This is a genomic window from Natrinema halophilum, assembly GCF_013402815.2.
In the GTDB taxonomy this organism is placed as follows: domain Archaea; phylum Halobacteriota; class Halobacteria; order Halobacteriales; family Natrialbaceae; genus Natrinema; species Natrinema halophilum.
Genome location: NZ_CP058601.1, coordinates 3,585,663 through 3,609,288 on the forward strand (window position 1 = coordinate 3,585,663; position 23,626 = coordinate 3,609,288).

The window sequence follows — 23,626 nt, forward strand, 5'->3', positions numbered from 1 at the left end:
GATTCGATAGCAGATCACGTCTCGTACTCGATCTCCTTGCCCGCCGTTCTCGGTGGATTCAAAAACGCAAAAGGATTACCTACCCGTCACCTGTTTGGAGACATGAGCGATCCGCGCGTCGTCACGACGCTCGACTCGTTTCGCACCACCGCCGATCGCGCCAGCAACGCATCGGCCGTGGACCGCGTCGAGTCGGCGACGCGCACCGACCTTCGAATTCCCGTTGAGGTGCGTTTGGGCGTTGACGATCCGTTTCTCGCTTACCGTCGAGCACGCGACGGCGACGGGTCCGTCTTTCTCGAGACGACCGGCGGCCAGCCCGGTTGGGGCTACTTCGGCGTCGATCCAATCGATCGGCTTACCGTCAACGCCGCTGCGGCGTCGCGAAGCCAAGACGAGGATCGGTCGCCGACGCTCGCCGCGCTCGAGGGGATGCTTGCCGCCGATCGACTCGCCCGCGGCGATTGCGACGTGCCTTACCCCTGCGGGGCTATCGGGTGGCTCTCCTACGACGTCGCTCGCGAACTAGAGGACCTGCCCGAATCCTCCGTCGACGACCGGAGGCTTCCGCGACTCGAGGCGGCGGTTTACGACCGACTCGCCGCCTGGAAAGCGACGACCGACGGCGACGTGACGCTTCGAATAACGGCCTGTCCACGGATTGACATCGATGCTCTCGCCGGCAGCGAGCCCGTGGATTCCGAAATCGATGCCGCCTACGAACGGGGCCGCGATCGCGCGCTCGACCTCGCCCGGGTGGTCCGCGATGGCGATTCTAGGATCGACGACCCTCCCGTCTCGAGCCCGCACGCGACGTTCGAAAGCGACTGCGGTCGCGAGGCGTTTGCCGAACGCGTCCGTCGGGTCAAAGAGTACGTCCGCGACGGCGACACGTTTCAGGCGAACATCTCACAGCGACTGGTCGCGCCGGCCGCGGTTCATCCCGTTGCGGCGTACGGCGCCCTCCGTCGGGTCAACCCGGCACCCTACTCCTGTCTCCTCGAGTTCCGGGCGGCCGATCTGGTGAGCGCGAGTCCGGAACTTCTGCTCGAACGCGACGGGGACTTCGTCCGAACGGAGCCGATTGCGGGAACGCGACCGCGTGGGAAAACGCCCGCGGAGGACGCCGACCTCGAGGACGACCTGTTGACCGACGAGAAAGAGCGAGCGGAACACGCGATGTTGGTCGATTTAGAGCGCAACGACCTCGGGAAGGTCTGCGAGTACGGCTCCGTCGACGTTTCAGAGTACCGCCGCATCGACCGCTACGCCGAAGTAATGCATCTCGTCTCGAACGTGACGGGCACACTCCGCACCGACGAAACGCTTGCCGACGCCATCGCAGCGGTCTTTCCCGGCGGCACGATCACCGGCGCGCCGAAGCCACGGACCATGGAGATCATAGACGACCTCGAGGCGACTCGGCGCGGTCCCTACACGGGCAGTGTCGGTATTTTCGGCTTCGACGGCCAGGCAACGCTGAATATCATTATTCGAACGCTGGTTCGTAACGCCGACGAATACCACCTCCGAGTCGGTGCGGGCATCGTCCACGATTCGGACCCGTTCCGCGAGTACGACGAAACCCTCGACAAGGCCCGGGCGCTCATCACGGCGGTCGACGAGGCACTCGGCGATCGGGCCGACCTCGGTCTCGAGTCGGACGGTGAGACCGCCACTGAACGGGCCGACGGAGGTGAGGCTAGTGACTGAACTCGCTCGGCTCCTCGTCGTCGACAACTACGATTCGTTCGCCTACAACCTCGTCCAGTACGTCGGAGAAATCGCAGACGAAGTCGTCGTCCGCCGAAACGACGAGATCGACCTCGACGGAGTTCGCGCCCTCGAACCGGCGGGAATCGTCGTCTCGCCGGGACCGGGAACCCCACGGGAAGCTGGTATTTCGATCCCGTTGTTCGCGGAAACCGATTACCCCATTCTGGGCGTTTGCCTCGGTCATCAGGCGCTCTGTGCGGCAAACGGCGCACCCGTTGTCCATGCACCCGAAGTAGTCCACGGAAAGCCATCGACGATCAGCCACGACGGTGATGGAATCTTTCGGGGCCTCCCGTCTTCGTTTCAGGTTGGGCGCTACCATTCGCTTTCAGTCGACCGCGCGGATCTCCCAGCCATGCTCGAGGAAACCGCCTGCACGATCGATGAACGCAGCGTCCTGATGGCAGTTCGTCACCGACAAAAACCCCACATCGGGGTGCAATTCCATCCCGAGAGCATCCTTACGCGAACGCAGCCTGGTGTGGCAACTGAGACGGATGCCGACTGCACTGGGGAAGACATTTCGCTGGCTGTCGGCAAGCGAATGCTTGCGAACTTCTACCGGTTTGCCACCGCAACCGACTCGAACACGGAGGTCACCGATGCCCGATGACTTGTTCTATCACGTCGACGGCGATCTCGTTCCGGCCGACGAGGCGACCGTCAGCGTCGACGACAGGGGCTTTCGCTACGGCGACGCAGCCTTCGAGACTCTGCGGGCGTACGGCGGGACGATCTTCGCGTGGGAGGCACACCGCAAGCGCCTCGAACGAACCTGCGATACCCTGTCACTCGACCACGGACTGTCGGCCGCCGAACTGCACACGCGGATCGACGAGACGCTCACGGCGAACGGTCTTTCGGACGCTTACGTCCGTCTTTCGATCACTCGCGGCGTCCAGCCCGGAAAGCTCACCCCTCGATCCGTGACCGACCCGACCGTCGTCGTCTACGTGAAACCCCTTCCTCGAGGCGGTCTCGATGGCGAACCGGTTTGGGACCATCCTGTGACGGTCGAGACGGTCGAGACCCGTCGGGTGCCAGACGAGGCGATCCCGGCCGCTGCGAAGACCCATAACTACCTAAATGGAATTCTCGCACGCGCGAACCTGAGTTCCGATGCGGACGAGGCGCTCATGTGCGGGCTCGACGGACGAATCGCAGAAGGTGCGACGAGTAACCTGTGTTTCGTCCGCAACGGCGAGCTACACACGCCGACGACGGACGGACCGGTCCTCCCTGGTATCACCCGGAAGATCGTGCTCGAACTGGCTCGAGAAGCAGGGATTTCGGTCATCGAAGATCGCTACGAGCTGAGCGACGTTCTCGAGGCCGACGAGGCGTTTCTGACGAACAGAACCTGGGAGCTTCGGCCGATCGAGACGCTGGACGAGGAGTCGGTCGGCAGCGGCCCGGTCACCGAGCGACTCTCGCGGCTGTACGACGAACGCGTCGAGCGATCGTGTTATCAGTAGTGGACGTCCTCCGCCACGAAATAGGTGTTCGGATGACGGCGACGAACTGTCGCGAGCGTGGTTCGATTCGACGAGTCCGTCACTCCGCGTCCACGTACTGAGCAAAACCGAATTACGGGAGCTGCAGTGTCTTGTATACGCCGCTGTCCGTCGCCTCGCTTTCGCTTGAGCCGACCCTCAGAACCGAACCGCGGAGCCGGTGGTAGATCTTTCGGTCCCTCGTCGAAAACCAGCGGCTGGGAATGTTCGGCCGTTAAAATCGGGCTCTGTTGCGGTAATCTCGGGTCGTCAGCTATCCTCTCGTTTGGGGGATCGCTTACTTTCATTTGCGTTTCGTCGGTGCGCAAACGGCTCCGATGCCGCGTGTTCGGTCCCGCGTGGGTTCGGTGCCGAACCGTGAACACCGAACGTTTGTCAGACGTGAAACCGTTTTATTCCGCCCAACTCGCCCCCAGTCGGGCGAGAAAAACAGCCAGTTTCGATTAGAATGTACTGCAAGCGCCGAGAGGGGCATTTTGCGCATCGAGTCCAGGTATCGAGATCCGGTTGACTTCTCGTCGAGTGTCGGGCGTGAAACTGACGACATGTGTGTCATACACCCTCTATAGGAAAATTTCAAACAGCTTAATTAGAGGATTATAACATGCGGTGGGTGACTCGAAAGCCACACTGTCTATGATCGGTCCAAAACGACTCGGGAGTGGTGTTGTGGTAACGGTGATAATGTTGTCAATCGTCGCCGGAGGTGGTGTACTTGCAGCGGGGGGGAGTTCTACCGTGTCGCCTGACGACGTCTCCGTTACGAGCCAGGGAGTGGATTATTACGATGATATCGCCGTCTTTGAGGTGTCGAACGATGGCGATCAGGCGGTCACCTTGACGTATACCAACGAATCGGGAACCGAGTCAACAGTGACGGTCGATGCGAATTCAGCGACGAACGTGACGACGGGTGTGACCGGGAATACCGCTGGCGAGATTACACTGACGAAGGATGGAACGACCTACGCCCACGACTTCGCTGGTCACCCCGTGGATCTCGGCCCTGCTAACCCGAATCCTGGAAAAATCACCATCGAAGCCGTCAGTTACGACGAACAACACGGTCTAGTCGAATATACAGTATCGAATGGCAACGACAGACCCGTCGACGGCCACATCAGTCACGTCCCAGTAGGTGCCGAAAATAGCAACCTCACGATTTCGCCCGACGGATCCACGACCATTCTCGTGGAAGACAACGAGTCTCGAGTTGGAGACATCTATCGTACCACTTCTGCGCTTCAGCTCGACTTCTTCGAGGATGTCGAGGATACCATGGAACCTGGCGATCCTGTCCCGCTACTCTCATCCGGTGAAGTGACTGACGAAACGCCGCGAAAAACCCTCGAGCAGACTGACTCAGCCAATTCTGACCGGTCCTCCGCTAGCTCGGACGGAAACGAGGACGCGTCCGATGACGGCTCCAGTGGCGACGACGGGCCGGACGATTCCAGTGGCGACGATGGGTCGGACGATTCCAGTGGCGACGACGGGTCGGACGACTCCAGTGGCGACGACGGGTCGGACGACTCCAGTGGCGACGACGGGTCGGACGACTCCAGTGGCGACGACGTCTTCGGCAATGAATCCGCTGCTGACGACGACAGCGCCAGTAACGAATCCGCTGCTGACGACGACACCTCGGGTGGCGATTCTACTGCCAGCGACGATACTACCAACACCGATGACGGTGCCTCGACTGACTCCAGTAGCGACTCAGAGACCGATTCTACGTCGTCTGAAGGAACGCCCGGCTTCACTGCTGGTACTGCCCTCGCCGGTGGCATGATCTCTCTCGAGTGGATCCGACGTCGAGCGCGCGCTGGGGAGTAACGACCGCTGTCCGAAACCGAGTGACGTTTCGACCTCCGGTATAACGGAGCAGAACCGCTCACTTACTCGCTACGAAGCGTTCTACGAACTGATTCTGTAGTCTGTTCGGAAACACAGATTCGACGATTGATAGATTCCGACGACGTATCACGCCTCCGCAGCCAGGGGCAGACGCTCCGATTGCGTTCCGTCAGTCGTCGAGTTCGACGGCTGACCGATTCGGCCTGTCGGAATCGGGCGGCGACTCGAGGAGTTCACGCTCCGATCCCGGAAGGTCGAGTGCGAACTCGCTCCCGAAGGCCGATGCGGGGGTCTGAAATCCCGTCGGAATTCGTTTTCGCCCCTCGAGGATGTGCTCGGCGGCCGATACCGCCGACTTGGCAGTCAGTGCGTAGGGATTCGGCGTGTGTAATCGAGCGCGTGCCCGTCGCCCGGTGGCTTCGTCCGTGACTTCCCCCCAGACGATGGCGCTGCCGATCGCCAGAGATCGTTCGTCCGGACCATCGAGTCGGGCATCGATTATCCGTTTCAGCAGCTGTTTGGTCGTCTCACGCTCGAGGACCCACCCCAAGGAATCGACGATCGGTAACACCTTGGTCGCCCATGGTGGCGCGGCGGCGTACACCTCGACAGATTCGATGCCCGTACTCTGGGCCGCAGTCACGACGTCGCCCCAGGGAATCGTCACGGCGTGTTCGGGCCCGTTGCCGAAATCGATCTCCCGCGTTCGGAAGGCGGTCGGCACCTGAATGAGCCGCCCGTTTCGCCGCACGACGCCGCCGTCGCCGAGGTGCTCGACGAGCGTTCTGGCAGTCCCTCGAGAAAGCCCACCACCGCCTTTGATCCCGAGTACGAGCTGGTCTGCCTCGGGGACCCGTTCCTCGAGAAATGCCGCCAGACAGTCCGTCGGAACGACGTCGAAGCCGACGCCCGGAAGCAGCGTAATGCCAGCATCGCGAGCCGCCCCATTTTGCTGGCGAAGCCGCTCGAAAACGGGGAATTCGCCGGTGATGTCCAGATAGTCCGTCTCGGTCTCGAGGCAGGCCGCGACCATCGGTTCGGCCGTCTCGCCGAACGGTCCTGCACAGTTGAGGACGGCGTCGAAGCTCTCGATGTGTGATTCGATATCGTCCGACTCGAGGTCGAACGTGCGGCCCTCGACGCCCAGTTCGTCGGATTGACGGGCGACCGAGCGGCCGTCGCGGCCCGCGATCGCGGGTGACCCTCCCCGTTCGACGGCGTGATGTGCGATCAGTCGACCGGTGTAGCCGTACGAGCCGTAGATGAGAAGGGAGTCCATGGGTCACGTTGGTCGGTCAGGGGGTTAAATGTCCGTCAGACACTCCCACGTGCCTATCACAACGGACGGGGCGACCGAGTGACAACGGAGGAGAAATGGATGCAACACGAATCACGGCGCTCGCGGACGTGCCGACGGACTCGACCGTACTCTTTCGCGTGACTGATGAATCGGGCGACAGACGGGAGGCGATCGTCGTCAGAGACGCCACAGCTCAAACCGACGGCGGTAATCCGTCGGACGGAACCGACTGTCTCTCGTGCTGGCTCAATTACTGTCAACACCTTACGCATATCAAACTAGATAAGGGGTCGGGCGCGCCGATGTGAGACGGCGAGATCGTCTGTGCAAACCACGGTGCCTATTTCGAGGCTCGTTCCGGTCGCTGCACGTTCGGTCCCTGCGAGGGTGCGTCCCTCACCGAACTCGAAATCGAGGTCGCTGACGGTGACGTCTATCTAACCGACGGCGACTACGAGTTCGTCGGTACGGGTCCGATCGAGAAGGACGATCTCGATCGAACGTCGACCTCGAACGTCGAGTTCTAGATGGCATCCGGGGCGACCAGATCTCGTTCTTGGTCGTACTCGAGTAGGCCTGCATCGACCAACCTCGGGAGATGGTCGTGATAGAGCGAGAGGTAGACCTCCGTGACCCGCTCGGCCGGAATGTTGGTCACGGTGTGGCCCGTTTCCCGGATAGCGACTTCCTCCGCCGCATCCGGGAGCGTCAGTTCCTCCTCGTAGGTACGCATGACCTCGAGCAGGAGCCGTCGGCGACGGTCGGACAACAGGGCGAACGCGTCGGTCAGCGCCTCGGTTGACACGTCGTCCTCGTCGAGCCAGTCGAGCAACTTCTGTACGAACTCGACGACGTCGAGGTCCGAATCGGATCTGGAAGTCATGGATTGTCCGTAGTCCTCGTGCGAACGGCGTGACGCGTAGCGGAGAACGGGCCCGACTTACTACCGAAGAGACGGACGCCGTTCACCCGAGGGTTCGTATCAGGGTCTTGCCTGCTGCCTAAATATTAGTGTCGAATCCGGTTCAGAATTTGCATTTAACGCTGACAGTCAGCGATCGATGCAGGTTCGGGGGATCACTCGATCGTAAAGGTCGGCTCGTCGATGGATTCGCTTTTGCAGTCGGGGCACCGCGAGGGAAGGTTCAGGAGGTCGTCGTAGTCGTCGAAGCCGCAGTCCCGACACGTCGGTGGCGCGACGAGTAGCTGTTCGTCCGATCCGTCGACGGAGCGGGAGACGTGCTCGACGTGGCGGATCACGGCATGAGGAGTCAGATCGAGTCGGACGGCCAGTTCGCTCGGCGTCGCCGGCTCGTTGCGAAGGGAATCGGCGAGCCGTTGTCGCGTCGTTTCGTCGGCCTCTCGCATACGTTTGCTCACGGTGCTTGCGGTTTTATACTGTCGGCTGAAACGGCGTGTCGGATATACCGGGCCCCGGGCCCGCCGAGCGACGGTATCGATCTGACCTTTCACAGCCTGTCCTCCCTGGCGTTGCACATCGCAGTCATCGCTGTCGCGCTGTCTCTGTTCCAAGAGCGATTTCCGACGCAGTCGAGAGTCGGTTGCGGATTCCGTGAAAGGGTAAGGAACTTAGACCCCGCTGATGAAGACGGAACCATGAAGGCCGTCGTCCTTGCAGGCGGGTACGCGACGCGTATGTGGCCAATCACCAAACATCGGCCCAAGATGTTCCTCCCGATCGGCGAATCGACCGTGATCGATCGCATCTTCGCGGAACTCGAGGCGGACGATCGGATCGACGCGGTGTACGTCAGCACGAACGAGCGGTTCGCCCCCGACTTCGAAGCCCACCTCGCCGAGAGCGACTTCGACAAGCCCCGTCTCTCCGTCGAGGATACGACCGAGGAAGAAGACAAGTTCGGCGTCGTCGGCGCCCTCGCCCAGTTGATCGACCGCGAGAACATCGACGACGATCTTCTGGTCATCGCCGGCGACAACCTGATCAGTTTCGCCGTCTCGGATTTTCTCGATTACTTTCAAGACCACGACGCTCCCACGCTCGCCGCCTACGACGTCGGCTCCCGCGAGAAGGCCAAATCCTACGGGCTGGTCGATATCGACGGGGACCGCGTCGTCGACTTCCAGGAAAAACCGGACGACCCGAAGAGTACACTCGTCTCGATCGCGTGCTATGCCTTCCCGCGAGATTCGCTCGATCTCCTGGCGACCTACCTCGAGGACGGCAACAACCCCGACGAACCGGGCTGGTTCGTCCAGTGGCTCCAGAACCGCGAGGCGACCTACGCCTACACGTTCGAAGGCGCGTGGTTCGACATCGGCACTCCCGAGAGCTATCTCGACGCCGTCGCCTGGCATTTAGATGGCGAGTCGATGGTCGCCGAGTCCGCGACGCTCGAAGACGCAACGATCGGTGAGAACGTCCACGTCATGGATGCCGTCACCCTCGAGGATACCGACCTCGAACATACGGTCATCTTTCCGGATGCAACGGTCCAGAACGGTGACATCCGACGTTCGATAATCGATCAGGGCACCCATATCGAAGACCTCGACCTCGCCGGGGCTCTCATCGGGGCTCACACGACGATCACGAACGGCCACGAACAGTAACGCCGTTGAAATCCGTCTTCTCGGCCGTCGCGTCGAACCGGTCGATACAGATATCAGTCCGCCGTGTGATATGTGTGGACAACGGTCATGCAATCCGAACAGGCGGCTCGAGACGCACTCGAACCGCACGCCGACGGTGTCCCGTTCGAGGAACTCGCGCGAGATTTCCTCGAGTACCGGCGCTGGACCGGTGACGACCCGCTGTTGCTGGTCGCCGAGGCTGCCGCCGCATCCACCGGCCAGCGCTTCGTCGACGGAATCAAGCCGGCCGTCGAGCGCTTTCGAGACGCCTTCGTCGCGGCCGACCGCGTCACCTCGTTTGCGTCCCTTGCGGCACTCGACGTCGAGGACGAAGACCTCGTCGCGGCTTTCGGTGCGGAGCGCAAGCGGCGTGTTCTCTGCGAGATCGCACACATTTTCGCCGACAGTTCGATCGACGACGATCTCCACGCACTCGTCGACTGGGCACAGTCGGCAGACCACTATCGATACGTCGATGACCCGATCGGGGCGGTTTCAGGCGTCGGTCCGGCGACGTTCCAGTATCTTCGCCAACTGGCCGGGGTCCCGACCGTCGCGCCTGACCCGACGATCGAACGGTTGCTTTTGGCCGTCGACGACGACCTCGACGCATCCCCGATCGAAACGACGACCGATCTCAGGACGATCGCCTCCTGCGAGTGGCTGGCGTTCATTTCGGATTTCAGTCCCCTCGAACTCGACTGCATCGCGTGGTGGACGGCCACCGATCCGGACGAACGCGACGCCGTCCTCGAGGCCGTTCGTGACGCGTGACAACCATCGAACGTGCGTCAGTTGCTGGGTCAAGCGGCAGTCAGTTCCTGGACTCGCTCGAGGCCGGTTTCGGCCTCCGTCTTGGTTCGCTCCAGCGGATCGGTGATCTCGCTCGGGAAGCCGATCCGGTCGGCGAGTGCGAGCAACGTCTCCAGTTTCGTGATCTCGAGGCGTTCGATACCCCGGCCCAGTTCCGTCTCGATCAGATCACCCAACACCGGGTCCTGCAGGTCGCCCACGATATCCTCGCGGTCCGTTTGCAATCCATCGAGAACCGGATTCTCGACCGGCGCGGGATCGGCTTCGATCGCGTCGAAGATCGGCTCGAGCCGTCTCAGTTGTTCCGTCATCCGCTCGCTGTGGGCCATAAAGAAGTCCTCGAGTTCCTCGTCGGTCGCGGCCTCGGCTAGATCCGACTGCAGGTCTTCGAGTTCGCGCTCGATGTGATGGAGTTCGCGCAGTTCCCGAACGAACAACTCACGATCGTTCTCGATCATGTCGGAGTCGTCAGCGTGAACGCGCAAAGCGGTTCGCCCGTCACTCGAAACGTCGTGAGGAATCGGGCCGGTATCTCTGCCGTGCGTTCGTACTCCGGACTCGCCCGCACGTTTCCCCACTGGCGTTCGTCTCCGAGGCCGATCCACGTACGACCCGTCCGCGACGACCATCTCAGGAACCACCTTTTTCCGCTCGGGTCGCCGTCGGCGACCGCTCGCGCAAAAATCTGGGCCAAAAAACCGATCGCTCACGGGTCATCACTCGAGGTGCGCGTCGGTAATCCGTACGTGGCCGCGCATTCCGTCCCACTCGGTTTCGTACTCGAGAGCGATCCGCCGGGCCATGTGGGGCCCATCGACGACGAACGTCTCGAACTCCCCTCCCTCACCGAGGATGTGAACGCCGTACTCCTCGTGTAGCGCCTCGAGGTCGGCTATCGCTTCACGGTCGAGCGTTCGACCTAGCCACGATTCGTCCAGTCCGTGTGCCGCAACCTGGATGATCGTAATCTCGAAGCCTGCTTCGAGCATTGCGTCGGCGAGTTCCCGCGGCTCCTGTTGCCAAAGCGGGGCGTAGAGGTCGCAGCCGAGACGGTCGCACATCCCCCGAATGCGGCTGGTCTGGTACTCGCTCTCGACGGCGCCGGCAGTCACGCCCGCGAGTCCGCCGTCGAGTTCGCGACCGAGTTCCTCGAGAGCCGCTTCGAGCGGCTCGAGTTCGTCGTCTCCCCGGGCACTCGAGTCGACTCCCCCGTCGGCTCCGAAGGCATCGGGTTCGACGTCGACGAGTTCGATCCCGAGGCTTTCGGCCGCCAGCGCGGCGAGTTCCGTCGCGGGGACGTGATACATGTACGAGTCGCCTTCGGGATGGACTGTGACGAGTCGTTCGACTGGCAACCCGCGCTCGAGGGCGCGATACAGCGCCCACGAGGAGTCCTTGCCGCCGGAAAAAAGGCTCACCCACGCGCCGTCTCCATCGCTCATGGTCAGTCGTGGGTTCAGACGGGTAAATGGCTACCGAGTTCGGGAACGGATTATCGATCGTGGTCCCGTTCCCTGGACGGGTCCGGATTCGCGTTCGAATCGGCTCCGCCGTCGGTGAGTTCGGGATCTGATCCATCCGCTAGCAGCCCGGCCTGACGATTAGCAGTCCCGTCGGCCGGTGTACCACGTTCGACGCTGCTGTCTGGTCCGTCACCGCCGGCGTTGCGATCCGCGTCTGAGCCGCCGTCCCGACGCTCGTTACCACTGGACCCGGAAACGATCGATGCGATCTGCGCGCCGACGAGGCTCACTACGATCGCGGTGACGACGAACAGTGCCAGCCGTTCGCCGGCCCCCATCACGAACCGTTCGTTCGAGAGAACGCCGAGTTCGGCCGCTGGGACGACGAACGGATCGATCACGTTCTGTTGTTCCAGAAAATACGCGGAGAATCCGCGGACGACCAGACTGACGGCGAGGACGATAAACGGCAGGTTCAGAAACGAACTGCGAATCGGCGCCTCGCCGATCGCCTCGTCGAGTAGTCGGCCGGCGCTTGCAGTCAACGCGGCCATCGCGAGCCAGGGGATGCTGTCGAAGGCGAACTGCGTTGCCGGGATCACCACGCCGGGCGTCTCACCGAGATTCGAGACGCCGAGCGCACCGACGAACAGGCCGACGAACGTCAGTCCGGCCGCAACCACGTACGTGACGACCGACACCTGGCCGGAGTAAAGCGACTCTCGCGTCTGGTGTGCGAGCCGGGTCAACAGTTCGTCGACGTTGAATCCCTTGTAAAGCAAGAAGAGACCGATGACGGTCGTGATTGCGGCCGCACCCGTCGCAGGGCCGACGGAGGTCGCGAGCAGCGGGAAGACGAGCAGTGTTAATCCGATCGGGACCAGCACCGTCTGACGGAGTTCCTCGTCCGCGAGGAACTGTTTGAGCAGGTAGTACGTCGACTCGATGTCGCGGGCCTGGCGAACGACGACTCGATCCACGGAATCCACCCGCACGCGACTCTCCACGATCGGGATGAGCCGTTCGTCCTCCGCGCTGTCGGTCACGACGACCGCCGATTTCGGGTCGTACTCGGCGATCAGGTCGTCGAGTTGCGCGGCGACGGATCTGTCTGCCGATACCATCGATTCGTGGTTCCCCGAAACGACCGCGACGACGACCTCTTCGTTCTCGTCGCGCAAATTCTGGGCGACGCGTAGCGACTCGAGCAACGTGTTGACACCCGAGTCCTCCGGATCAGCGAGGCCGACGTCGGTTACGAGCGCGCGAACTGCCTCCCAGCCGACGACGGGCGAGCGAAGGCCGGTCTTACGGCCGACGTCGTCGGTCCGGTCGAGGCAGACGACCAACGTAGTCACGGTAGCTGTTGCATTCTGTGCAACGATAAAACCACTTACTCGTTCGACGACATTCGTGGCAGTATCGGCCGCGCCAATCGAACCGTCCGATCCAGCAACGTCGACCGTATCGAGCGAATTGTTCCGTCGATAGAATCGCCTGCGATGGCGACCACCTCCTCGACGCGAGCCCCTGCCGAATCAGCTCCACAGTCGGAAGCTGCGCCCGTCAGCGATGCCCGCGATTCCCGCGCCGAAGGCGTACGCGATCTGCTTTGCACCTGCACCGACGCGGGCCATCAGCGGTCGCGAGGGCTCGAACTCCTCGACCGTGACCTCGTCGACCTCGAGTCGGTCGGCCAGTTCGTCCTCGAGTTCCCGACGGGTACCCAGGTGATCGACGAGGTCGAGGTCGAATGCTCGTTCCCCCAGATAGATCCGCGCCTCGGTGTCTCGGATGAACTCCGGCTCGAGATCGCGGCCGTCGCTGACCCGCTCGACGAACGTGTCGTAGTAGTCGTCGATAAGCCCCTGAAGGTACGCGCGTTCGTTTTCGTCCATCTCTTTGAGCGCAGTCCCGGCGTCCTTGTACTCGCCCGCCGCAAACCGTTCGTAGGAGAGTCCGACCTTTTCGGCGAAGTCGCTTGCGTTGATCCGGGAGCCGATAACGCCGATCGATCCGACGATGCTTCCCTCGCGGGCCCAGAGCTCGTCGCAGCCGCTTGCAATCCAGTAGCCGCCGCTCGCACAGACGTCAGTCGCGTAGGCGATCGTCGGGCCATCGAACCGTTTTGCCGCGAGCCGAATGTCGTCACTTGGAACGACCTCGCCGCCGGGCGTGTTCAGCTTCAGCAAAAGCGCCCTGACGTTGTCATCGTCGTGCGCACGGTCGATCTGGTCGACGATATCGTCGGCAGGCGTCGCCCCCGGGCTCGACGGAAACCGACCGCCACCGCCGTCCCGGGTGATCGGCCCTTCGACGGCGACCTCGGCGACGTCGTAGCCCGGAAATACCGACCTGGCAGCGTTGGCCGCGAGACGCGCGCCGACGAGGGCAACCGCCAGCGCGAGAACCACGCCGAGTAGATCCGTTAGCGACGTCGGAAAGACGACGAACAGCGCGACGCCGATGAGCGCAAACGCGAGCCCGCCACCCACGACGATCACCAGCCGACCGATATCCTCGCTACTGATCATTGGGTCCACCTCGAGTCATACCGAATTGCTCGGAGCGGGTTCCGTTAAGCATTGGCGATAGCGGGCGATTCGGCCGGGAGAAACCGACGTGAGTTCGGTCGGGGTCAACGCGACTCGGACCGAGGGCCACCGTCCGTCTGCGCCGAGCGCGTCGAGTCACCGTCAACCGTCGGACTCGTTTCGGTCGATTCCGTGCGCCCGTCGTCCGGGCGTCCGGTTTCGGCCATCGCCTCTGGCGCAGCCTCAGCCGGCTGATCTGCGTCAGATCGCGAATGCAGCCACGCCCGTACCAGGTTCACACCGTCCTGAAAGAACGGTACCGGATCGTCAGCGACTGCGTAATCGAATCGAGGATGCTGGAAGATCGACGACGTGACCTCGCGTGCGGCCTCTTTCAACGATGGCCGGTCGACGAGCGGATACTCCTTGGTCGCCACGCTGTGGAGGTAGCTGAGCTCGCCTCGGAGGAGGTGGCCGCCCATGCCGACTTCGTACGTCGGCCCCGTTTCGATCCGCTCGTCCATCGCCATCTGCCAGTAATAGTACGGAAAATCGGCGCCGGCTCGGACGGAAAACGGCAACGAAGACCAGAAGCGAGGGTTGATCTCCATTAGCTTGAACTCGCCGTCCGCGGGATCACGGAGGAACTCGACCATCGCGAGACCGTGCCACTCGAGCTCGCCGAGCAGCGCACGACCGGCAGTTTCGAGTTCCGGAATGTGGACCGACTCCCGGTAGGCGCTCGGACCGCCGCAATACTCCCATCCTCGGCGCTGGCAGTGCTGGAAGGTCGCAACGGGGTCGCCGCGGTCGTAGAGCGCGAAGAAGCCGAACTCTCGTGAGTCGGGGATCCGTTCTTGAACGAGCGGAACGTGGCCACGTTTCTCGATTTCCGCCGCCTGGTTCGGCCGGGACCCCGGCCGCTGGTACTCGGTGGAGCCGATCTCAGCGCGGTCGAACGTCGGGCCGAGATACTCGGGGGCGGCCACGGTGTAGCGGGGCTTGACGATCGTTTCGCGGTTCCAGTCGTCCCATTCGTCGAGTCGCTCGGTCTCTGGGGCCGCGACGCCGGCTGCATCGGCGGCATCGAAGAGGTCGATACGATCTTGGACGCGCCGGAGCGTGTCGAAATCCGGCCAGGGGGTCGCGATTTCGTCGGCGAACGCGTCTTTCCGCTCCGCGAGGACGTAGATGTCCTCTTCTCGAACGGGAATGATCGTCTGGACGTCCGACCGTTCGGCGAGTGAGAGCAGGGCGTCGCCGTACTCGGGAAGATCAGTCACCGGGTCCGGCAGGCCCACGAACTCGTCGCGGTACCCCGACGTCGCCGCCGGTGTCGTCCGCGTCTCGGAGCCGACGATCGTTCGGACGCCGCGCGGTCGAAGCGAGCGGAGACAGGCGACGGAACTCGGCGCGCCGATCCCGGGAACGACCACGCTCGTGCCGTTCCTGTGTCGTTGCATGACCGATGGCAGTGGGTCTGGTTCCATTGTTATAGATCGTATACTCCGACGCGCTAGATTCCAATTCGACGTATCCCCGAACGGACAGTGTTAGGCATCGAATACCCGTTGTTCGAGGGCAGTATCCCGAAAGGCCCGACACGCTTCGATCATGCCGTCAGTCAGGTCGAACACGTGAGCAAACGCAATGTCAAAGTTCCGTCCATCGACCGTTCCGACGTAGGCCCCCTCTACGACCACGGTGTCGCCCGCGTCGGTAAACCGCTCTGGAAGGGCCTGGAGGTGGTCGGCTTGCTTACTCGGTGTCAGTACTACGTTTTCGAGGACGTCATCGATCCCCGCATACGTTCGATCGGAGCGGTTGCCCGTCGTAACGTCTGTCCACCTCACGTCATCCCTCAGTACAGCAGCAAACTCATCGACGTCACTGTGGTTCGTGACGACGTGATTGAATTCGGTATAGAACTCCGTAAGCCGTTCTCGAGCAGTCGCGCTCTCGATCGACCGATGTTCGTTTGATGTCATTACCCTGCTAGATGGTCTCGAACATGCGCGCGAACAAAATAGCTATACTCGGTTTACAGTCTATGAGAATGGAACGATGACTGTCATAGCGAGGTGACTGGGCGTCACGATGATCGTTTCCGACGACCATTCAGGACGTTCATTACACGTCGGTGGCTTGCGGCGATTCATCGGGGTAGTTCCCTCTCGCAACGCTGCAAGGACGAGGATACACGACGGTACGGACCCGCTTACAAATCCCGAAAACCGGGAGAAAAGACGCGGTAGACGGTATCGATCTAGAGTAGCCCTGTCTTCTGGAGCTTCATCAGGTCCTCGGTGTCGAGGGTTTCGCCTTCTTTGAACTTCTGATAGATCTCTTCGGCTTCTTCTTTGGCTTCCTCCTTTTTCTTGTCGCGCTCGGATTTGCGCTCTTCTTCTTCTTTCTTGTCCAGTTCGCGCAGGCGTTTCTGGACCCGGACGAAGTCCTCGTGGTGGCGGTCGGCGGCTTCCTGGGCCTCGACGAACTTCTCGTGCATCTCGTCGGCCTCGTCACGGATGTCGTCGGCCTCTCGATAGGCCTCGATCATCTGGTTGTGGTGTTCCTGGGCTTTGTCCGCCAGCTCCGTCACCTTCTGGTGGTGCTGGGACGCATCCGATCGCACTTCTTCGGCTTCCTCGACGAGTTCCTCGAGATCCTCGTTCTGATCGAGCTTCTGTTTGCGCTCTTCGTATTCCTCGCGTTTCGACTCGATTTTCTCGATGAGTTCCTTCTCTTCCTCGCTCGAGAGAACCTCGGTCTGCTGTTTGAACTCGAGTTGTTCGATCTCATCCTCGAGTTCCTCCAGGTCCTTTCCCTCGTCGAGTTCCATGTCCGACTTGAGTTGCTCGACCTTGTCGAACAGCTCGTTGGCTTCGGCGTTGAGCTCGTTGCGCTGTTCTTTGTGCTCCTGGACCTGTTCGTTGAGCTCGTCGCGTTTCTCGCGGTGTTCCTGGGCCTCGTCGACCTTCTCGCGAGTCTTCGCGTTGAGGTCGTCGCGCTTGGATGCGCGCTCAGAAGCCATTTGGTTCAGGTCGTTTCGCCGGTCTCGCAGTTGACCGGCCATTTTGATGAGCTGTCCTTTCGATTTGTTCTCGAGGTCGTCCTCTGTCAGTTCGATGTTTTTCGATTCGTCTACCATGTTATTCAAACCTCTGTGCCATACCCGCACCGGAGAAACGGTTGGACGGCACGAAGCGACTCGCCGTACCAACGGCGAGTCGCGCTCGTTGACGGCCGTCCGGCTGTTCGTAGCGTGCACTCACGATCTGCGAAACCTCGGTGAATAAGATTTCCTGTCATCGATCGTCGAGCGATACGCGCCCCGGTGGCGTTCTGGTAGCCGCAACTACTGGCGCTTGTAATTTAAATGTACCGGTCCAGAAACCCCTGAAACCGGTTCTCAGGGCCCTCATCGTGCCATGTTGGACGTTGACAGGGGGGATGGGGGGTCTTATACTGGTTAGCAGACGAAACACCCACGGTGCATTATACGAGGGAGGGTCCGGATGCTCGTTTTTCGAACCGGTACCTTCGTCTCGAGGGAGAACGCGGGCGGACGACTCGACGTCTCTCGCAGCGGAATCGGTGGCGTAAGCACGCCGAACCGTCGTCTGTTCGTTCCGACTCGGCCGACACCGGGTGGTCATCCGCGGTTACCGCCGTGGGTGCAGGTCACAACTCGTAGCTGTTCCGAATCTTGCGTCCATCGACGGCCACCTCGAGGTCGACTTGCTCTGCATCTTTCGGGATCCGAACCGTTCCGACGGCGGCGGTCTCGAGCGGCCCGACGCTGACGCGTTCGGTTTCCGTACTGTCGCCGGCCCGCCAACCGACGATCGGTTCGAGCGCGTCGTGCGTGTCGTTACAGAGGGTGATCCCAACAGTACCCGGACTCGCCGGGCCGTCGAGAACGGCCTGTACGGGCTCGAACGACCGTGCGAGCGCCTCGGCGGCTCGTTTCGGCTCGCCGTCGACTGTGTAAACCCCCATGCCGCCCCCGGGAGCGCTATCGCGTAGCGTCGACGCCGTGAGGATGCCACAGCTCCGTCGCCGGAGCGCTTCCGCGATCGTCTTCAGCGTTCGCGCCTGATCGAGTTGCGACGTTTCGGCGTCGTCGGCCCGCCGCTCGAGTAGCGCCGGGTCGATCCCCGGAATCGCTGCCGGGTCGGCGTCGTCAGTCGCGACAGAGCCGGCCCCAAATCCGCCGACGACCTCGTGGAGAGCGGGGTACGTTTCGAGCAACCAGTCGACATCGTCGGCCTCGAGGTACTGCCAGCCGAGGGCGAGGTGGGACGCGTCTGCACCGGTTCCGGGCGCGCCGACCGTCGGGACGACGGGGCGGTCGTCGGGGATCGACTCGGCGATTTCGGTGGCGGGACCGTGGTCGACCGACGTTCGCCACACCCGATAGCGAAGCGCGAGTTTCGCGAGCAGGCCGCTTCCGAGCGGCTCCGCGAACGGGTCCATCGGCCGATCGTAAACGCCGTACATCGCGAGACTGGGATGCCGGCCGTACTCCTCGACGAGCGCCGTCGCCAGTTCCGTTCCTCGTTCGATCGGGAGGTTAAAATCGGAACCGGAACCAGTTCCGGTGGCAGGCAGATCTTGCCAGACCAGAATCCCCGCGTCGTCGCAGGCGCCGTAGAACTCCCGTGGTGGGACGTGAGCCCGAGCACGGAGCATCGTCGCGTTCGCGTCGACCGCTCGGTCGACGTCTTCGCGCGGATCGCCGCCGGGGAGTCGCGTGAATCCGCGAGCGCGAACGCGGCGGCCGTTGACCAGGAGACCGTCGGCATCGCGCTCGACGGTCCGGAGGCCGACGGTTCGCTCGACGGCCTCCTCGCCGAGTTTCGCCCGCACAGTATACCGCCGCTGGGGCCCGTAACCGCGGGGCCACCACAGCGACGGCTCATCGATCGTGAGCGTTTTCGATACCGTCGTCCGCTGGCCCGCGTCGACTCGAACGGGGATGCGCTCCATGGTGGCGCCGCCGCGAAAGCCCTCGGGCCGAAGCGATAGCGACACCGCATCGTCGACACCCTCGCCCGCATCGATCTCGAGCGTAACGTCGATTGCCGCACCCGCGTCGTCGGGGGATGCGTTCGTGGACGTAGCACCCGCGGTGCCCGCGCTCTGCTTCGAGTCCGAATTCGTGCCCAGTCGAGGCCGCGCCCGGACCCGTCGGAAAAAGGCCGCGGGCCGGGATTCGATTTCGACGCCCCACCAGATACCCGGCGTCCCGAAGTGAGCGGGAACCTCGTCCGTCTCGTAGATCCCCGCAAACGAGTCCGGGCGCTCGCAGACGACGATCAGTTCGTTTTCGGGTTCGGGTTCAAACTCGAGTCGAGCGGGGAGGAAGTGCGGCTCGTTCGTTCCGAGTCGCGCGCCGTTTATCCAGAATGTCGCCCGATCGTAGGCGCCACGACACTCGAGTAGCGCGCGTTCCTCCGCGTCGCGGCGGGGGTCTTCGAACCTCGTTCGGTAGGCGATCGGTCCCTCGTCGTCGAATCCCGCGGGGCGTCCGGGAACCGACACCGGCCGCCACTCCTCGACGGTCGGCGGGCCGCCATCACCGTGGTCGGTCACCATCCCACCGACCCACTCCTCGGTCATTGTCACCTTCAGTGAACCGGAGGTAAAAAGCCCTTCCGACGGTTTAGAACCGTCTAAAAGAGGTTCTCGAGTCGGTCGTCTGCGAACTGTTCGGCGTGGTCCGCCGATTCCGTTTCCTGAGCGCGGTTGGCCTCCTGCGCTCGCTGCATAAACTTCTGAACGCGATCCGAGCGTTCCGCGCCGCCGAGCAATACCAGCGCGCCGATCCGGTCGCTGTCGAGCGGGAAGTCCCCGCCACGGACCTGCATGCTGCCCGTTTCGTCCTCGAGCCATCGCCGCGCTTTCTCGACTCCCTTTCGAGGGATTCGATCTGACTGGCCTGCGATGACCAAAAGCGCCGAATCGGCTGTCGTCGCATCGGGAAGGCTCGCTCCCGTCAACAGGGCCTGTCTCGAAACGGTCATGGCGGTTGTGATGTTCTCGCCGCTGTCCTCGCTCGCGACTTCGGTGGCGTAGCCGAGCGTCGCGACCCCGCCCGTGCGGAGCGTGTTGATAACTTCGCTCGAGTCGACCACACTTTCGCCGACGCCCTCGACGGCTTCCCCAGCAGCGAAGAGCAGCCCGACCCGCCGGGCGATCCGGTCGTTGATCGTCTCGAATGCGTCTTCGACGCTTTCGCCCTGTTCGTGCCAGGCATCGTTGTCGATCAGGAGCGTCGAATCTGCCTCACGGAGGAGCGTTTTCAGCGACCGACCGGCGTTGGCCTGATAGAGCACTCCCTCGTTGCGCCCCGGCAGCACGCCGAGTGCGTAGACGGGCACGTCGTAGACCCGCTGGAGGTGGTGGACGAGGACCGGCGCGCCGCCACTACCGGTGCCGCCGCCGAGTCCTGCCACGACGAAGAGGGCCTCCGCCTTCGAGGTGATGCGCCCGTCGAGCGAGCCGAGCACCTGTTCGATATCCGACTGCATAACCTCAGTTCCGAGTTCGTTGTCACCACCGACACCGTGGCCATTGACGCGGTCGGCACCGATCAACTGCGTGTCGACGTATTCGAGGGACTGGAGGTCCTGCTTCGCGGAGTTGACGGCCAGCGCACCCTGAACGGCTCCGAAACCCATGTCCGCGTCGAACCGGACGAGCCGTTCGGTGATTTTTCCGCCGGCCTGACCTACTCCGATCAGGGCAACTTTCATAGCAGCCTCATGTGAGTGCGTCCTGTTGAACGTTCCGGTGAGTTGAGACGGTTTCTTCGGACCTGTTCGAGGCAGACACGACGTGTTGCAGTCAGCTACCAGGCGGAAACGAGACGGTGGCTCGACCGTCGATCGGAGGTCACAATACATTTCTGCCATATCCCCGTCCCTTCGGGTATGTTCTACGAACAGCGGATGTCCGTCCCCGACTCGCCTGCCGACCTTCGTGCCGAGTACGAGGACGATCTCACGTCGATCGTCGAGAGACGCGATCCATCGGCCGTCGCAGCTGAAACCGACATCGAGCAGGACGCGCTCGAGGCGCTGGCAGCCGGTGACTCGCCTTCTCTCACGCTCGAGGAAGCGGCCGAGATACAGGCGCTCAAAGACGACGAACCGGAACCGGAGACGATCGTGACGATGGCGCTCGAACACCTTTTGCTCGGAATGTCGACGGCGGTCCTCGACGTCGACGCAGTCGAAAGTCACCTCGAGATCGATATGGACCCAAAGGAGATCCAGCAGAAGATCGAACAGCGGGCGCCGATGTCCTTCGAGGAGTTCGTCCATGTCCAGTACGTGATCGCAGACAGCGCACCGTAGACACGGCCGCTTTCCGCCGGTGTTCGCTCACGGCCAACAACGGTGGGAACGGCTTCTGACAGTAGCGGGAAACGATATTAGCCCCCGGAAACTTATCGCCCTCGACGGTGTCCGATCCGCATGTCGAATTCGGATCGCAACGAGAACCGGCGATGGGAGACGGACGCGATACTGGATCGAAAACCCGGCGCCGAAGCCGTTACCGATCTCGAAGATTGATATCGGGTCGTCGGTGCGGCCGATCGTGACACGTACGCGAACTGGCTTCGCCCGTCAGGGATCACTACATCTGTCACCGAAACGAGACGCTCGATCCCCCGAGCGACGAGTGGACAGTCGAACTCGCCGGCGCGGTCGATCGAGAGGTCGAACTCGATATGGACGCGATTCGAGAAGCGTATCCGACGGTTGCGGTCGCACACGATGGAATGTGCCGGTAACGGCCGCGGATACTTCGAACCGGAGACGGGGAGCGTCCAGTGGGAGTTCGGGGCCGTAAGCACGGCGATCTGGACGGGTGCGCCGCTGCGCACGATCCTGGCAGAGCACGGTGCAACGACCGACGACGAGATGTGGCTGACCGCGGTCGGCGGCGACCATCCCGAAGTCGAGGGCGAGAACGACCGGTTCGCCCGTTCTATCCCCATGACGACAGTTCTCGAGGACTGCATCCTCGTCTACGAGGTCAACGGCGAGGACGTGATCGAAGCTGCGGACGAACACGGCCGGCCGGTTCGGTTACTCGTTCCGGGCTGGTACGGCGTCAACAGCGTCAAGTGGCTCACCGAACTTCACGTGGCGGAGACGATGGTCCACGGTGAGGAATGGTCGGACCGCGATGGTCAAGACGACACGCAATGGCAACAGTCCGCCTACCGGATTCACCCGGTGGGCGTCGAGCCCGAATCGAACGCGACTGTGCCGACGTTCGACACCTGGGATCAGATCGAGTCCGACGAGATCGACCATCCGTATACGTTCGACGAAAACGTCAAGTCCACGATCGGAGCCCCAAAGACGGCGAAGCCGTCTCTCCGCGAGCGGATGGCACGGTCGACATCGTCGGCGTCGCCTGGGCGAGCGACGACGAAGTGACGGAAATCGAACTCTCGACCGACAGCGGCGATAGCTGGGACACCGGCGAGTTCTTCGGTCCGAACTACGACTGCGCCTGGCGGCTGTTTCGATACGTCTGGGAGCCGTCACCCGGTTCGTACACGCTCGTCTCTCGAGCGACGGACGAGCGCGGCCGCCGTCAGCCGGCGCGAATCTCGCAGCCGGAGGGGGACGTCGGCAACAACTATCCGTGGAACGAGGGCGGTTACGCCGAGAACGTCTCTCTTCCCCACGCGGTCGAGGATACCGTCGAATGAGCGATATCGCCGCGGACCGTCTTCGACCGGGTATACTGAACCCGAACGGTATGTAGCGCGGTCGTCCGAAACGGCTCACCCGAGCGGTGACATTATGTGCACCCGACCGCGAGTTCGGCTATGAACGTTGCAATTCTGGGCTGTGGCTACGTCGGCATCGAACTGGGCCGACAGCTCGCTGACCGGGGTCACGAGCCGATCGGCGTTCGCCGATCGGACGAGGGCGTCGAGCAGATCGAGGCAGCCGGCATCGAAGCGATACGGGCCGACGTCACCGACCGCGAAGCTCTCGAGTCGATCCCCGACGCCGATGCGGTCGTGTTCGCAGCGAGCAGCGGCGGTCGCGGGGCCGACGCTGCCCGAACGATATACGTCGAGGGGTTGCAAACGGCGATCGAAGCGTTCGGCGAGCGCGAGAACGCCCCCGATCGGCTAGTTTACACCTCTTCGACGGGCGTCCACGGCGACCACGACGGAAATTGGGTCGACGAGGAAACGCCGCTCGAGCCCACCACCGACAAGACCGAAGTACTCGCCGAGGCCGAGCGGATCGCACTCGACTACGCGCCGGAATACGGCATCGACGGGACCGTCGCGCGCTACGCCGGCCTCTACGGTCCGGAACGATATCGGCTCGAGCGCTACATCGAGGGTCCTGTAACGGAGGGGTACCTGAACATGGCTCACCGGGACGATGCGGCCGGCGCGGTCCGGCATCTGCTCGAGGAGAACCTCGCCCGAGGTGAGGTGGTTCAGGTCGTCGACGACGAGCCCGTCTCGAAGTGGGAATTTGCGGACTGGCTGGCCGACGAATGCGGGGTGGGGGAGCCGCCGAAGCGAACGAAAGCCGAACGGCTCGCAGACGACGATATCTCGGCGGCTGGCCGACGGCGGATTCTGACGAGCAAGCGCTGTTCGAACGAGAAACTGCGGGCGCTTGAATACGAGTTTTCCTATCCGACGTTCCGCGACGGATACCGCGGTGCTGTCGAGCGCTTCCGCGTCGAGTCGGATATCTGATG

At 62.5% G+C, this 23,626-nt stretch carries 20 protein-coding genes and 2 pseudogenes; 10 read left to right on the forward strand and 12 right to left on the reverse strand.

The annotated features are described in order from the left end of the window. Positions 1 to 102: 102 nt before the first annotated feature. The 4 genes from pabB (at position 103) to HYG82_RS38045 (ending at position 5,126) form a co-directional block, all read left to right on the forward strand. Entirely contained in the window at positions 103 to 1,713 is a 1,611-nt protein-coding gene (gene pabB, locus HYG82_RS38030) for an aminodeoxychorismate synthase, component I (protein WP_179262933.1), read from the forward strand. Continuing rightward, on the forward strand, positions 1,706 to 2,389 hold the full coding sequence (locus HYG82_RS38035) for an anthranilate synthase component II (RefSeq protein ID WP_235217741.1): 684 nt from the start codon (positions 1,706 to 1,708) through the stop codon (positions 2,387 to 2,389). The genes pabB and HYG82_RS38035 overlap by 8 nt, the downstream gene beginning before the upstream one ends. Next, the gene (locus tag HYG82_RS38040; RefSeq protein ID WP_179262937.1) at positions 2,379 to 3,251 is read left to right on the forward strand and encodes an aminotransferase class IV; all 873 of its coding nucleotides are present in this window, start codon (positions 2,379 to 2,381) and stop codon (positions 3,249 to 3,251) included. The genes HYG82_RS38035 and HYG82_RS38040 overlap by 11 nt, the downstream gene beginning before the upstream one ends. Positions 3,252 to 4,028: 777 nt before the next feature. Beyond that, positions 4,029 to 5,126, forward strand: a complete 1,098-nt coding sequence (locus HYG82_RS38045; protein ID WP_179262939.1) for a hypothetical protein — start codon at positions 4,029 to 4,031, stop codon at positions 5,124 to 5,126. A gap of 190 nt (positions 5,127 to 5,316) precedes the next feature. Here HYG82_RS38045 and HYG82_RS38050 read toward each other — a convergent pair whose 3' ends face one another. Next, complete coding sequence (locus HYG82_RS38050) at positions 5,317 to 6,426, reverse strand: saccharopine dehydrogenase family protein (protein WP_179262941.1); 1,110 nt, start codon at positions 6,424 to 6,426, stop codon at positions 5,317 to 5,319. Positions 6,427 to 6,521: 95 nt separating this feature from the next. On the opposite strand from HYG82_RS38050, the pseudogene HYG82_RS38055 reads away from it, so the two are divergent. Beyond that, a pseudogene (locus HYG82_RS38055) lies at positions 6,522 to 6,974 on the forward strand (Rieske (2Fe-2S) protein). On the opposite strand, the gene HYG82_RS38060 reads toward HYG82_RS38055, so the two are convergent. Further along, complete coding sequence (locus HYG82_RS38060; RefSeq protein ID WP_179262943.1) at positions 6,971 to 7,330, reverse strand: DUF7344 domain-containing protein; 360 nt, start codon at positions 7,328 to 7,330, stop codon at positions 6,971 to 6,973. The pseudogene HYG82_RS38055 and the gene HYG82_RS38060 sit on opposite strands and share 4 nt — an antisense overlap. A 194-nt stretch (positions 7,331 to 7,524) precedes the next feature. Beyond that, positions 7,525 to 7,815, reverse strand: coding sequence for a transcriptional regulator (locus tag HYG82_RS38065; protein ID WP_179262944.1), 291 nt, complete (start codon positions 7,813 to 7,815; stop codon positions 7,525 to 7,527). Positions 7,816 to 8,064: 249 nt separating this feature from the next. Here HYG82_RS38065 and HYG82_RS38070 point away from each other — a divergent pair, with 249 nt between their 5' ends. Beyond that, positions 8,065 to 9,039 (forward strand): nucleotidyltransferase family protein, encoded by a 975-nt coding sequence (locus tag HYG82_RS38070; protein ID WP_179262946.1) that lies wholly within the window; start codon positions 8,065 to 8,067, stop codon positions 9,037 to 9,039. 87 nt (positions 9,040 to 9,126) lie between these two features. Further along, positions 9,127 to 9,834: a hypothetical protein gene (locus HYG82_RS38075; protein WP_179262948.1), complete on the forward strand. Its 708-nt coding sequence runs from the start codon at positions 9,127 to 9,129 to the stop codon at positions 9,832 to 9,834. 29 nt (positions 9,835 to 9,863) lie between these two features. Here the strand turns inward: HYG82_RS38075 and HYG82_RS38080 are convergent, their stop codons facing one another. The 9 genes from HYG82_RS38080 to HYG82_RS38120 all read right to left on the reverse strand — a co-directional run bounded on the left by HYG82_RS38080 (position 9,864) and on the right by HYG82_RS38120 (position 20,628). Continuing rightward, positions 9,864 to 10,331, reverse strand: a complete 468-nt coding sequence (locus HYG82_RS38080) for a DUF892 family protein (protein ID WP_179262950.1) — start codon at positions 10,329 to 10,331, stop codon at positions 9,864 to 9,866. A gap of 258 nt (positions 10,332 to 10,589) precedes the next feature. Continuing rightward, positions 10,590 to 11,315 carry a diphthine--ammonia ligase gene (locus HYG82_RS38085; RefSeq protein WP_179262952.1) on the reverse strand — a complete coding sequence of 242 codons (726 nt, stop codon included), beginning with the start codon at positions 11,313 to 11,315 and terminating at the stop codon, positions 10,590 to 10,592. A 50-nt stretch (positions 11,316 to 11,365) separates the two neighbouring features. Beyond that, positions 11,366 to 12,694 carry a DUF373 family protein gene (locus HYG82_RS38090; RefSeq protein ID WP_179262954.1) on the reverse strand — a complete coding sequence of 443 codons (1,329 nt, stop codon included), beginning with the start codon at positions 12,692 to 12,694 and terminating at the stop codon, positions 11,366 to 11,368. Between the two features lie 180 nt (positions 12,695 to 12,874). Next, complete coding sequence (gene sppA / locus HYG82_RS38095) at positions 12,875 to 13,870, reverse strand: signal peptide peptidase SppA (RefSeq protein WP_179262956.1); 996 nt, start codon at positions 13,868 to 13,870, stop codon at positions 12,875 to 12,877. 104 nt (positions 13,871 to 13,974) lie between these two features. Beyond that, positions 13,975 to 15,333, reverse strand: a complete 1,359-nt coding sequence (locus tag HYG82_RS38100; protein WP_179262958.1) for a carboxylate--amine ligase — start codon at positions 15,331 to 15,333, stop codon at positions 13,975 to 13,977. Positions 15,334 to 15,423: 90 nt separating this feature from the next. Further along, on the reverse strand, positions 15,424 to 15,858 hold the full coding sequence (locus HYG82_RS38105) for a nuclear transport factor 2 family protein (RefSeq protein ID WP_179262960.1): 435 nt from the start codon (positions 15,856 to 15,858) through the stop codon (positions 15,424 to 15,426). A 278-nt stretch (positions 15,859 to 16,136) separates the two neighbouring features. After that, complete coding sequence (locus tag HYG82_RS38110; protein WP_179262962.1) at positions 16,137 to 17,018, reverse strand: coiled-coil protein; 882 nt, start codon at positions 17,016 to 17,018, stop codon at positions 16,137 to 16,139. Positions 17,019 to 17,551: 533 nt separating this feature from the next. Next, positions 17,552 to 19,492: a glycoside hydrolase family 2 protein gene (locus tag HYG82_RS38115; protein ID WP_179262964.1), complete on the reverse strand. Its 1,941-nt coding sequence runs from the start codon at positions 19,490 to 19,492 to the stop codon at positions 17,552 to 17,554. A gap of 53 nt (positions 19,493 to 19,545) precedes the next feature. After that, positions 19,546 to 20,628: a tubulin/FtsZ family protein gene (locus tag HYG82_RS38120; RefSeq protein WP_179262966.1), complete on the reverse strand. Its 1,083-nt coding sequence runs from the start codon at positions 20,626 to 20,628 to the stop codon at positions 19,546 to 19,548. A gap of 177 nt (positions 20,629 to 20,805) precedes the next feature. Between HYG82_RS38120 and HYG82_RS38125 the strand changes: the two genes are divergently transcribed. From HYG82_RS38125 to HYG82_RS38135, 3 genes and pseudogenes are all read left to right on the forward strand, one after another. Next, the gene (locus tag HYG82_RS38125) at positions 20,806 to 21,231 is read left to right on the forward strand and encodes a DUF5791 family protein (protein WP_179262968.1); all 426 of its coding nucleotides are present in this window, start codon (positions 20,806 to 20,808) and stop codon (positions 21,229 to 21,231) included. 120 nt (positions 21,232 to 21,351) lie between these two features. Next, positions 21,352 to 22,604, forward strand: a pseudogene (locus tag HYG82_RS38130) (molybdopterin-dependent oxidoreductase). Between the two features lie 120 nt (positions 22,605 to 22,724). Continuing rightward, entirely contained in the window at positions 22,725 to 23,624 is a 900-nt protein-coding gene (locus HYG82_RS38135) for an SDR family oxidoreductase (RefSeq protein ID WP_179262970.1), read from the forward strand. Positions 23,625 to 23,626: the final 2 nt, after the last annotated feature.